At 64.4% G+C, this 10,939-nt stretch carries 9 protein-coding genes and 1 pseudogene; 7 read left to right on the top strand and 3 right to left on the bottom strand.

Features of this window, described 5'->3' with window-relative positions:
* From sucA to JWQ24_RS14105, 5 genes and pseudogenes are all read left to right on the top strand, one after another.
* Positions 1 to 606: pseudogene (gene sucA, locus JWQ24_RS14125) on the top strand (2-oxoglutarate dehydrogenase E1 component); the annotation flags it as partial.
* Positions 607 to 727: 121 nt separating this feature from the next.
* Positions 728 to 1,966, top strand: coding sequence for a 2-oxoglutarate dehydrogenase complex dihydrolipoyllysine-residue succinyltransferase (odhB, locus tag JWQ24_RS14120; protein WP_299808961.1), 1,239 nt, complete (start codon positions 728 to 730; stop codon positions 1,964 to 1,966).
* Positions 1,967 to 2,076: 110 nt separating this feature from the next.
* Entirely contained in the window at positions 2,077 to 2,823 is a 747-nt protein-coding gene (locus tag JWQ24_RS14115; protein ID WP_299808958.1) for an SDR family oxidoreductase, read from the top strand.
* Positions 2,824 to 2,865: 42 nt separating this feature from the next.
* Positions 2,866 to 4,269 carry a dihydrolipoyl dehydrogenase gene (gene lpdA, locus JWQ24_RS14110; RefSeq protein WP_299808955.1) on the top strand — a complete coding sequence of 468 codons (1,404 nt, stop codon included), beginning with the start codon at positions 2,866 to 2,868 and terminating at the stop codon, positions 4,267 to 4,269.
* A 130-nt stretch (positions 4,270 to 4,399) separates the two neighbouring features.
* On the top strand, positions 4,400 to 4,930 hold the full coding sequence (locus JWQ24_RS14105; RefSeq protein ID WP_299808952.1) for a hypothetical protein: 531 nt from the start codon (positions 4,400 to 4,402) through the stop codon (positions 4,928 to 4,930).
* Between the two features lie 103 nt (positions 4,931 to 5,033).
* On the opposite strand, the gene JWQ24_RS14100 is transcribed toward JWQ24_RS14105, so the two are convergent.
* Positions 5,034 to 5,624 carry a DUF4337 domain-containing protein gene (locus tag JWQ24_RS14100; protein ID WP_299808949.1) on the bottom strand — a complete coding sequence of 197 codons (591 nt, stop codon included), beginning with the start codon at positions 5,622 to 5,624 and terminating at the stop codon, positions 5,034 to 5,036.
* Between the two features lie 92 nt (positions 5,625 to 5,716).
* Positions 5,717 to 6,712, bottom strand: a complete 996-nt coding sequence (locus JWQ24_RS14095; protein WP_299808946.1) for a tyrosine recombinase XerC — start codon at positions 6,710 to 6,712, stop codon at positions 5,717 to 5,719.
* 143 nt (positions 6,713 to 6,855) lie between these two features.
* Between JWQ24_RS14095 and JWQ24_RS14090 the strand changes: the two genes are divergently transcribed.
* Positions 6,856 to 9,057, top strand: coding sequence for a primosomal protein N' (locus JWQ24_RS14090; protein ID WP_299808942.1), 2,202 nt, complete (start codon positions 6,856 to 6,858; stop codon positions 9,055 to 9,057).
* Positions 9,058 to 9,235: 178 nt separating this feature from the next.
* Here JWQ24_RS14090 and JWQ24_RS14085 read toward each other — a convergent pair whose 3' ends face one another.
* Positions 9,236 to 9,730, bottom strand: a complete 495-nt coding sequence (locus JWQ24_RS14085; protein ID WP_299808939.1) for a septal ring lytic transglycosylase RlpA family protein — start codon at positions 9,728 to 9,730, stop codon at positions 9,236 to 9,238.
* A 688-nt stretch (positions 9,731 to 10,418) separates the two neighbouring features.
* On the opposite strand from JWQ24_RS14085, the gene JWQ24_RS14080 reads away from it, so the two are divergent.
* Positions 10,419 to 10,939, top strand: a 521-nt coding sequence (locus JWQ24_RS14080) for a F0F1 ATP synthase subunit delta (protein WP_299808936.1), incomplete at its 3' end; no start/stop codon positions are given.

The following is a 10,939-nucleotide window of genomic DNA, read 5'->3' as shown; positions in this document are numbered from 1 at the left end:
GACAACATGCAGGTGGTCTACGCCACCACGCCGGCGAACTTCTTCCATGTGCTGCGCCGCCAGCTCAAGCGCGAGATTCGCAAGCCGCTGATCCTGATGACGCCGAAGTCGCTGCTGCGCCACAAGCGCGCGGTCTCCAGGCTCGACGAACTCGGCGACGGCACGACCTTCCACCGCATCCTGTACGATGACGCGGAGAAGCTGCCGGACGAAAAGATCAAGCTGCAGCCCGACGCCAAGATCCGTCGCGTCGTGCTGTGCTCCGGCAAGGTCTATTACGATCTCTACGAGGAGCGCGAGAAGCGCGGCATTGACGACATCTACCTGCTGCGCGTCGAGCAGCTCTACCCGGTGCCGCTGAAGGCGCTGGTGCAGGAGCTCGGCCGCTTCAAGGGCGCCGAATTCGTGTGGTGTCAGGAAGAGCCGCGCAACATGGGCGCGTGGCACTTCATCGAGCCCTATCTTGAATGGGTGCTCAACCAGATCAACGCCACCCACAAGCGCCCGCGCTACGCCGGACGCGCGGCCTCCGCTGCCACCGCTACCGGCCTGATGTCGAAGCATCTTGCTCAGCTCAAGGCGTTCCTCGACGAGGCGCTGAGCTAACACCCACCCACAGTCGCGATGCCCCGCGCCAGCGCGGGGCATTTGTGCCCCCCGCATCTCTCTCCAGGATTTTAGGCGTGGACGGCCAAGCGGGCCGTCCGGCCGCAAGAGGAAACAGACCATGACTGAAATTCGCGTTCCCACGCTCGGCGAGTCCGTGACGGAAGCCACCATTGGCCGCTGGTTCAAGAAGGCCGGCGAAGCCGTCGCTGTCGACGAGCCCCTGGTTGAACTCGAGACCGACAAGGTCACCATCGAGGTCCCCGCACCGTCGGCCGGCGTGCTCGGCGAGATCGTCGCCAAGGATGGCGAGACCGTCGCGGTCGGCGCCCTGCTCGGCCAGATCACCGAAGGCGCAGGCAGCGCCAGGCCGGCCGCTGCCCCGGCGCCCGCCAAGGCCGCCGCGCCCGCGGCAGCCGCCGCTGCTCCCGCCGCCACCCAGAAGTCCCCGCCGTCCGATGCGCCGCAGGCGCCGTCGGTGCGCAAGATTTCTGCCGAGAGCGGCATTGATGCCGCCAATGTGGCCGGCTCCGGCAAGGACGGCCGCGTCACCAAGGGCGACATGCTGGCTGCGATCGAGAAGGCGGCGTCCGCGCCGACCCCGGTCAACCAGCCCGCCGCCGCCGTGCAGGTTCGCGTGTCCTCGCCCGCCGATGACGCCGCCCGCGAAGAGCGCGTCAAGATGACCCGGCTGCGCCAGACCATCGCGCGCCGTCTCAAGGAAGTGCAGAACACCGCAGCGATGCTGACGACCTTCAACGAGGTCGACATGACCAACGTCATGGCGCTGCGTTCGCAGTACAAGGACGTGTTCGAGAAGAAGCATGGCACCAAGCTCGGCTTCATGGGCTTCTTCACCAAGGCCTGCGTGCAGGCCTTGAAGGATCTCCCGGCCGTCAACGCCGAGATCGACGGCACCGACCTGATCTACAAGAACTACTATCACGTCGGCGTCGCCGTCGGCACCGACAAGGGCCTCGTGGTTCCCGTGGTGCGCGACTGCGATACCAAGTCGATCTCCGATATCGAGAAGACCATTGCAGGCTTCGGCAAGCGTGCCCGCGACGGTCAGCTCAAGATCGACGAAATGCAGGGCGGCACCTTCACCATCACCAATGGCGGCATCTACGGTTCGCTGATGTCGACGCCGATCCTGAACGCGCCGCAGTCCGCCATCCTCGGCATGCACAAGATCCAGGAGCGCCCCGTCGTGGTCGCCGGCAAGATCGAGATTCGCCCGATGATGTATCTGGCGCTGTCCTACGATCACCGCGTCATCGACGGCAAGGAAGCCGTTACCTTCCTGGTTCGCGTCAAGGAAACCCTGGAAGATCCGGCCCGTCTGGTTCTGGACCTCTGATCTCTTCTTCGCATCCCCTATCATGAACCGGCGGCGGCAACGCCGTCGGTTCATGAGCAAGAACAGCCTTCAAGAACAACCTCCAAGAACCCAACGAGCTGGAGCAGGTCATGACCGATAAAGTCGTCATCATCACCGGCGGCAGCCGCGGCATAGGCCGCGCGGCGGCCCTGAAAGTCGCGGCGCGCGGCTACAAGGTTGTCGTCGGTTATGCCAGCAACGAGGCGGCCGCCAATGAAGTTGTGGCGGCGATCGAAGCCACCAACGGCAAAGCCATCGCCGTGAAATGCGACGTCGGCTCCGAGGCTGACATTCTCGCACTGTTCAAGGCCGCCGATGCCTTCGGCCCGCTTGGCGCGCTGGTCAACAATGCCGGCATTGTCGGCCCCTCCATCCGCGTCGAGGACATGACCGCCGAGCGCATCAACCGGATGATGACGGTAAACGTGACCGGCAGCATGCTGTGCGCCCGCGAGGCCGTGAAGCGGATGTCGACGAAGCATGGCGCCAAGGGCGGCGTGATCGTCAACCTGTCCTCCGTCGCGGCCAAGCTCGGCTCGCCGAATACCTATGTCGACTACGCGGCCTCCAAGGGTGCGATCGATAGTTTCACTGTCGGCCTGGCACAGGAAGTCGCCGCCGAAGGTATTCGCGTCGTCGGTATCCGGCCCGGCCTGATCGACACCGAGATCCACGCGTCAGGCGGCGAACCCGATCGCGCGCATCGGCTGGCGCACAACGTCCCCATGAAACGCGTCGGCACTGCCGACGAAATCGCCAACGCCATCGTCTGGCTGCTGTCCGACGAGGCGTCTTACATCACTTCCAGCATTCTCGACGTGTCCGGTGGCCGCTAGCGCCCCGACACCCTATATCTACTGAAACTACAGGACTTCATCATGGCATCCTACGATCTCATCGTTATCGGCACCGGACCCGGCGGTTACGTCTGCGCGATCCGCGCGGCGCAGCTCGGCATGAAGGTGGCGGTCGTCGAAAAGAACGCGACGCTCGGCGGCACCTGTCTCAACGTCGGCTGCATGCCGTCGAAGGCGCTGCTCTATGCGTCGGAACTGTACGAGGAAGCCGGCCATTCGTTCGGCAAGATGGGCATCAAGGTCTCCGCACCGACGCTCGACATGCCGCAGATGATGGAATTCAAGCAGCAGGGCATCGACGGCAACGTCAAGGGCGTCGAGTTCCTGATGAAGAAGAACAAGATCGATGTCGTGATGGGCCTCGGCAAGGTGCTCGGCACCGGGAAGGTTGAAGTCAAGGCGGCCGACGGCAAGACGCAGGTTCTGGAAACCAGGAACATCGTCATCGCCACCGGCTCGGACGTCGCGAAGCTCAAGGGCATCGAGATCGACGAGAAGCGCATCGTGTCGTCGACCGGCGCGCTGTCGCTCGACAAGGTGCCGGAGAAGATGATCGTGGTCGGCGCCGGCGTGATCGGCCTCGAGCTTGGTTCGGTGTGGCGCCGCCTCGGTGCAGAAGTCACCGTGGTGGAATTCCTCGACCGCATCCTGCCCGGCATGGACGGCGAAGTCGGGAAGTCATTCCAGCGCATTCTCGAGAAGCAGGGCATGACCTTCAAGCTCGGCGCCAAGGTCACCGGCGTCGACACGTCCGGCAAGCGCCTGAAGGCGCAGGTCGAGCCGGCCGCCGGCGGCGCTGCGGAATCCATCGAAGCCGACGTGATCCTGGTGGCGATCGGCCGCGTGGCCTACACCGAATCCCTCGGCCTCAAGGAAGCCGGCGTGACGCTCGACGAGCGCGGCCGGGTCAAGACCGACCATCACTTCGCCACCAGCGTCCCGGGCATCTTCGCGATCGGCGATGTGGTCGTTGGCCCGATGCTGGCGCACAAGGCTGAAGACGAAGGCATTGCCTGCGCAGAACTGCTCGCCGGCCAGGCCGGCCATGTGAACTACGACGTGATTCCGGGCGTGGTCTACACGACGCCTGAAGTCGCCACCGTCGGCAAGACCGAGGAAGAACTCAAGGCCGCCGGCGTCGCTTACTCCGTCGGCAAATTCCCGTTCACCGCCAACGGCCGCTCCAAGGTCAACCAGACCACCGATGGCTTCGTGAAGATCCTCGCCGATGCAAAGACCGACCGCGTGCTCGGCGTTCACATCATCGGGCGCGAAGCCGGCGAGATGATCCACGAGTGCTGCGTGCTGATGGAGTTCGGCGGTTCGGCCGAAGATCTGGCCCGCACCTGCCACGCCCATCCGACCCGCTCCGAAGCGGTCAAGGAAGCGGCGTTCATGGTCGCCAAGCGCGCGATCCATATGTGAGCCACGGACGGCACAGCCGTGCCGCGCGTTTTCGACGAAGTGGCTGGCGGTTCGTACTCACATAAGCGCGTGTGACAAAAGCTAGTGCCCCGCTCCGATTCATCGGGCGGGGCTCCTGGGACAAACGCCGATGATACGCCGAATGCTGCACCCGCTGGTGGTTCTGCTGGCCTTGATCTTCCTGGTCGAGGCGTGGCTATGGGACCACCTCGAGCCGATCGTGGCGCGCATCGTCGCGCGGATTCCATTACGACGGTTCAAAGTCTGGCTGGCGCGGCGGATCGAACGGATGTCGCCAGCGCTGACCTTGGTGGTCTTCATCGTACCGGCGGTGCTGCTGTTTCCGCTCAAACTCGCCGGTGCCTGGCTGCTGATGAACCAGTACTGGTTCAGCGCCCTGTTGCTGATCGTGTTCAGCAAATTTCTCGGCGTCGGCGTCGCCGCCTTCATCTTTGACGTCACCCGGCCGAAGCTGCTGCAGATGGGCTGGTTTCGTGCCGTCTACGAATTCATTCTCGATATCCGCCGCCGCGCCAGTGAGCTGGTCGCGCCGGTCCTCGCGCGCATCAAGGCCGTCACCGCCGGCCTGCGCTCCGGCCCGTCATCGCGCTGGATGCGGCTGATCCAGCGACTTCGCCACCGCGCGCAATCGACGCGGTGATGCAAGCGGGCGAGAGGGCGACGACTTAGCCTCCCGCTTTGTCATTCCGGAGCGCAAGCAGCGTTAGCTGCGAGCTAAAGCGCGCCCCGGAATGACTGTGAGTTCACATCAAATGCACGGCGTGCGGGGCGAACAGGCCGATCAGCGTGAAGCCGACGCCGGCCACCGCGAGCAGTCCAGATACCCATGCCAGCGCGATCATGCCGGTGATGATGGTCGCCGAAGCCAACACGATGCCGATCTGGAACGCGGCCGATGCGACTTCGAAGTGATGGTACTTCGCCATCGCGAGATCGCGCTCTTCCTCGGCGTGCTTGGCGCGCGAAGCAAGCTGGTCCTGGCCTTCGCCGGTCTCCGGCTCGGAACGGTAGCGATCCGCGGTCTTCTTCCAGTCGTCGATCTGCTTGCCGAGCGCCGCCTTCGCGGCTTCGTCGCCCATCAGGCCGAGGCTGAGCCGGGCCTGATCCGAGGTCGCCTGCACCACAGTGCGACGGATGCTCTTGGCCTGGAAGAACGCCCAGAGATTGGAGGCTTCGACGTTCTTGCTGATCGATTCGGTCTGCGCGCCCTTGCCGAGGGTTTCCGACAGCGCCAGAAACAAGGCGATCACCGCAATCAGCAGCGCGATCTTCTTGTTGGAGCCGGACGCATGCTCGGCGTGCTCGGCGTGCTCCATGCTTTCGTGCGCGCTCATCGACCCAATCTCCCTGCTGATAATGCGGGAGCATTGGCCGAACGGATTGGGTCAGGCAAGCATAATGTGGTTGTCACAACCCTCGCGCGCCGTCAGGCCCGCGGATGCGCGGTCTTGTACACCTCGAACAGCCGCTCGGTATCGATCCCTGTATAGATCTGCGTGGTCGACAGCGAGGCGTGGCCAAGCAGTTCCTGGATCGCGCGAAGGTCGCCGCCGCGGGTCAAAAGATGCGTGGCGAAGGAGTGCCGCAGCGCATGCGGGGTGGCGCTGTCGGGCAGCCCCAGCGCGCCGCGCAGCCGCTCCATGGTGAGCTGGATGATGCGCGGGCTGAGCGGCCCGCCGCGGGCGCCAATGAACATGGGGCCGTCCGGCGGCAGCGGATGCGGGCACATCGCGGCATATTCCGCGATCAGCGCCAGAACGTTCTGGAGCACCGGCACCATCCGGGTCTTGTTGCCCTTGCCGTTGACGATCAGCACGTCACCCGCACCGGGCTGAGGCACCTCGCGGCGCTTCAGGCCGAGCGCTTCGGAGATGCGCAGGCCGGAGCCGTACAACAGCGCCATCACGGCGGCATCCCGCGCCCAGATCCACGGATCGCGGTTCTCGCCGGCGCGCTCGTCGGCGTCGGTCAGGCGTTTGGCGGAGACCATCTGGATCGGCTTTGGCAGGCTCTTGCCGATTTTCGGCGCACGGATGCCTGAGAGCGCGCCGACATTGCCGAGCCCCTCGCGCTCCAGAAACCGCCCGAACGAGCGCAGCCCGGCCAGCGCCCGCATCAAGGAGCGGCCGCCGATGTCGTCGGCGCGGCGTGACGCCATGAAGGCGCGAACGTCGCTGGCCTCGAGTTTCGCAAATTGGGGAATGCTGACCCGCGCGCCCCAGTGTTCGGCCAGGAACATCAGGAACTGGCGGAGATCGCGCGAATAGGCCTCCGACGTCTTCGGCGACAGCCGCCGCTCGGCGCGCAGATGCGACAGCCAGCGGGTCATCTGCAGCGAAATATCCTCCGCCGCGCAGGGCAGGTCGATCGGCGCAGGAATCGATTTGGCAGGGATCGGCGCTTTGGAAGAAGGTTTGGCCATGAGATTGCCTTGCAGGGCGCGATGCGCGAACAGGGCGACATTATCACACCGGCCCGGTTTAACCTTCGTGAAGCGACTGGCCGGGACGGCCGCGCGACCTTAAGTTAGGCCGACACCTCATCCCCTCCGAGCCCCGATTCCCGATGGACGATTCCGCGCGCACCCCGAAAACATCGTCAGGCGTGGTCGATGTGCTGGTGCCCGTGGCCTTGAACCAGGCCTATTCCTACAAGGTGCCCCGCGGGCTCGACCTGCAGCCCGGCGATATCGTCACCGTGCCGCTCGGCGCCCGCGACGTGATCGGCGTGGTCTGGGCAGAGAATGCCAACCCGAACCCGCGGCTGCACAACCGACTCAAGGAGGTCGGCGAAAAACTCGACGTCCCCGCGCTGAAGCAGGAACTGCGCACGCTGGTCGACTGGGTCGCCAATTACACGCTGTCGGCACGCGGCATGGTGATGAAGATGACGCTGCGGATGGGCGAGCATCTCGGCCCCGAACGCGTGCGTCTCGGCGTGCGTCTCGTCGGCGATGTGCCGAAGCGGATGACGCCGGCGCGCGGCCGGCTGATCGAGATTCTCTCCGACCGGCTGCTGCACGGTAAATCCGAAGCCGCCAAGGAGGCCGGCGTCAGCACCGGGGTGATCGACGGCCTCGTCGATGAAGGTACGCTGGCGATCGAACCGATGGCGCGCGCTCTTCCCCCGCCGGCGCCCGATCCCACGTTCTGCGAACCGGATTTCTCGGACGACCAGCGCGCCGCCGCGGATGCGATGCGGACCTTTGCGGCAAAGGGCGACTTCCACGTCGCCTTGATCGATGGCGTCACCGGGTCAGGCAAGACCGAGGTCTATTTCGAGGCCGTCGCGGAGACCGTGCGGCGCGGCGAGCAGACCCTGATCCTGATGCCGGAGATCGCGCTGACCGGGCAATTTTTGGACCGCTTCGCGCTGCGCTTCGGCGTGCGTCCCTTGGAATGGCATTCCGAGATGACGCCGCGCAGCCGCGCGCGCAACTGGGCGTCCATTGCATCCGGCGAGGCCCATGTGGTGGTCGGCGCACGCTCGGCGCTGTTTTTGCCTTATGCGAAGCTCGGCCTGATCATTGTCGATGAAGAGCACGACCAAGCCTACAAGCAGGCCGAGGGTGTGCACTACCACGCCCGCGACATGGCGGTGGTGCGCGCCTCGATCGCAAAAATCCCGATCGTGCTGGCGTCAGCCACACCATCGGTGGAGACCGAGGTCAACGCACGCAAGGGGCGCTACCAGCGCATCGTGCTGCCCAGCCGGTTCGGCGGCCAGCACATGCCTGACATCAAAGCCATCGACCTGCGCCGCGAAGGCCCGATGCGCGGCCACTTCATTGCGCCGCGGCTGGCCGAGGCCGTGCAGGTCGCGATCGACCGCAAGGAACAGGCGCTGCTGTTCCTCAATCGCCGCGGCTATGCGCCGCTGACCCTGTGCCGCGGCTGCGGTCACCGCTTCGCCTGCAACATTTGCGATGCCTGGCTGGTCGATCACCGGTTTCGCCAGCGGCTGGTCTGCCACCATTGCGGCTTCTCGACGCCGCGCCCGCATCTCTGCCCGCATTGCGGCGCCGAGGAATCGCTGGCGGCGATCGGCCCCGGCGTCGAGCGCCTGCAGGAGGAAGCAGCCAAACTGTTCCCCGACGCGCGCACGATGGTGCTGTCGAGCGACCTCATCACCTCGATCGACGCGATGCGCGCCGAACTCACCGAAATTGCGGAAGGCCGCGTCGATATCATCATCGGCACCCAGCTGGTGGCCAAGGGCCACAACTTTCCGCGGCTCAATCTGGTCGGCGTGATCGATGCCGATCTCGGCCTCGGCAATGGCGATCCGCGCGCCGCCGAGCGCACCTTCCAGCAGCTCAACCAGGTGATCGGCCGCGCCGGCCGCGAACAGGGCCGCGGCATCGGCTATCTGCAGACCCACCAGCCGGAACATCCCGTGATGAAGGCGTTGATCGCCGCCGACCGCGAAGCGTTTTATGGCGCCGAGATCGACGCCCGCGAACGCGCCGGCTATCCGCCGTTCGGCCGCCTGGCCAGCCTGATCATCTCGGCGGGCGATCGCCCAACCGCCGAGGGCTTTGCGCGCAAGCTGGTCAGCGTCTCGCCGATAGACGAGCGCATCCAGGTGCTCGGCCCGGCCGAGGCGCCACTCGCGGTCATCAAGGGCCGCTATCGTTTCCGCATCCTGGTGAAATCGCCACGCAACGTCGATCTGTCCGGCTACCTGCGCGACTGGCTCGCGCATGGCCCGAAGACGACCGGCAACCTCAAACTCCAGGTCGATGTCGATCCGCAGAGCTTTTTGTAGCACACTGTCGTTCCGGGTCTTCGCTGCAGCCGGCTTCGCCGACAACAGCGAATCCCGGAATGACAGTGTGCTGTTCACCCAACAAAAAGCCTGCCGTCATCGCTGACGGCAGGCTTTGTTACTCAACTCAACGGAACGCTTACTAAAACTCTGTAACCGCAGCGGAGAGCGGCGCTGCTTACATGACCTCGGCGACAACGCGGCCGACGCCGCGGCTGGTCAGGCCGATGACGCTGGCCGCACCCTTCGACAGGTCGAGCACGCGCCCACGAATGAACGGGCCGCGATCGTTGATGGTGACCACAACGCTGCGGTCGCCATGGGTGACGCGTAGCTTGGTACCGAACGGCAGCGAGCGATGGGCCGCCGTCATGGCGCCCTGGTTGAAGCGCTGGCCGGAGGCCGTGCGGCTGCCGGATTCATTGCCGTAAAACGACGCCATGCCGGAGAAGCTGCGGCCGCCGCTCGACGCGATCGACGCATTGGCGTCCAGCGGGTTGGTCGCGGCCGCGTGGCGGGCATGATGGGCGTGGTGGCGATGATGATGGTGATGACGGGATTTGGCCGAAGCCTCGGAGACGGTACCGGCAAACGCGATGGTCGCAGCCATCAGAGCGAGTGCGGTCCGCGGCCGGGCGATCGCGCCCAGCACTAATTTTCCATGTCGCAGCATTTTTGTAGACCCTCAGACAGTATTACCACATATGCGGCAAGTGGACCCCCGTCCCATTTCGATGGAGGCACCGTTGAAGGCACAATAAGGCGTAAGATTGGCAAGCATTTCGTTCCGTTAACAGATGAAATATCTTTTGATCGATTGTTTCATGGCTAACGTGGCGACTTAACAAATTTTTAACTAAGTATTATACTTCGATATACAGTCCAATACTGTACAGTAAAGTGCTCGGCGGGCATGGCCAGCATTCGGCAAGTAAAAGTTAAGCAAACACTACTCGCGGAGGATGGGCATGCCGGAGCCGGATTCCGCTGCGTGCATTCCGGACTTTTATTTCAGCCGCGAGGCGTCCACCCGTCGAGGGTCGCAAGTCGCGACGGTGGCCGGGCGCCGGAAACGGCGAAGCGACCTTCCCCGCGACACCCCCTGATTAAGACCTCGGATGCCGTCGGAAGGATTCTTGCCGCGCACCTGCGACAAGGCATCGCCAATCGCGTTCGTCGCGTTGCACACCTGCGCGGGCTATGTTAGCAAAGCCGCGATTTGAACGGGACACAATGCTGTGTTGTGGCCTGAGAATCGAAGTCCCGCTTGAATTCCAAGGACTTGGATAGCTAGCGCCGAATTTGGCGATGGTTTTTCCCTTGTCGGTCCCTTGCAATTTGACAGCCTGAAGAGCGCATTCGTGGCAGCAGAAGATCCGTCCGTTTCGGGAATGTCCGGTCGTTACGCAACAGCTCTGTTCGAGCTGGCGCGTGACGAAAAATCCATCGACGCCGTCAAGGCGGACCTCGACAAGTTCGAGGCCATGCTGGCAGGGAGCGCCGACCTGACGCGCCTGGTACGCAGCCCGATCTTCGGCGCCGACGTGCAGTCGAAGGCCCTGGCCGCCGTGCTCGAAAAGGCTGAAATTTCCGGCATCAGCGCCAAATTCCTGAAGGTGCTCACCGCCAACCGCCGGCTGTTCGCGGTCGGCGACGTGATCCGCGCCTTCCGCGCGCTGGTCGCCAGGTTCAAGGGCGAAGCCACGGCCGACGTCACCGTCGCCGAACCGCTCAGTGACAAGAATCTCGACGCCTTGAAGACCGCACTGAAATCAGTGACGGGCAAGGATGTCGCGCTCAACGTGAAGATCGATCCGGCCATCATCGGCGGGCTTGTCGTCAAGCTCGGCAGCCGCATGGTGGACAGTTCGCTTCGCACCAA

Source organism: Tardiphaga sp. (assembly GCF_028290495.1).
Taxonomy (GTDB): Bacteria; Pseudomonadota; Alphaproteobacteria; order Rhizobiales; family Xanthobacteraceae; genus Tardiphaga.
The sequence above is the reverse complement of the archived record's forward strand: the minus strand, read 5'-3'. Positions and strand labels throughout refer to the sequence as shown.

What these genes read in the sequence shown, in the direction of transcription:
- odhB (WP_299808961.1), top strand. Translation starts at nt 728, where the DNA reads ATGACTGAAATTCGCGTTCCCACGCTCGGCGAGTCCGTGACGGAAGCC.
- JWQ24_RS14115 (WP_299808958.1), top strand. Translation starts at nt 2,077, where the DNA reads ATGACCGATAAAGTCGTCATCATCACCGGCGGCAGCCGCGGCATAGGC.
- lpdA (WP_299808955.1), top strand. Translation starts at nt 2,866, where the DNA reads ATGGCATCCTACGATCTCATCGTTATCGGCACCGGACCCGGCGGTTAC.
- JWQ24_RS14105 (WP_299808952.1), top strand. Translation starts at nt 4,400, where the DNA reads ATGATACGCCGAATGCTGCACCCGCTGGTGGTTCTGCTGGCCTTGATC.
- JWQ24_RS14100 (WP_299808949.1), bottom strand. Translation starts at nt 5,624, where the DNA reads ATGAGCGCGCACGAAAGCATGGAGCACGCCGAGCACGCCGAGCATGCG.
- JWQ24_RS14095 (WP_299808946.1), bottom strand. Translation starts at nt 6,712, where the DNA reads ATGGCCAAACCTTCTTCCAAAGCGCCGATCCCTGCCAAATCGATTCCT.
- JWQ24_RS14090 (WP_299808942.1), top strand. Translation starts at nt 6,856, where the DNA reads ATGGACGATTCCGCGCGCACCCCGAAAACATCGTCAGGCGTGGTCGAT.
- JWQ24_RS14085 (WP_299808939.1), bottom strand. Translation starts at nt 9,730, where the DNA reads ATGCTGCGACATGGAAAATTAGTGCTGGGCGCGATCGCCCGGCCGCGG.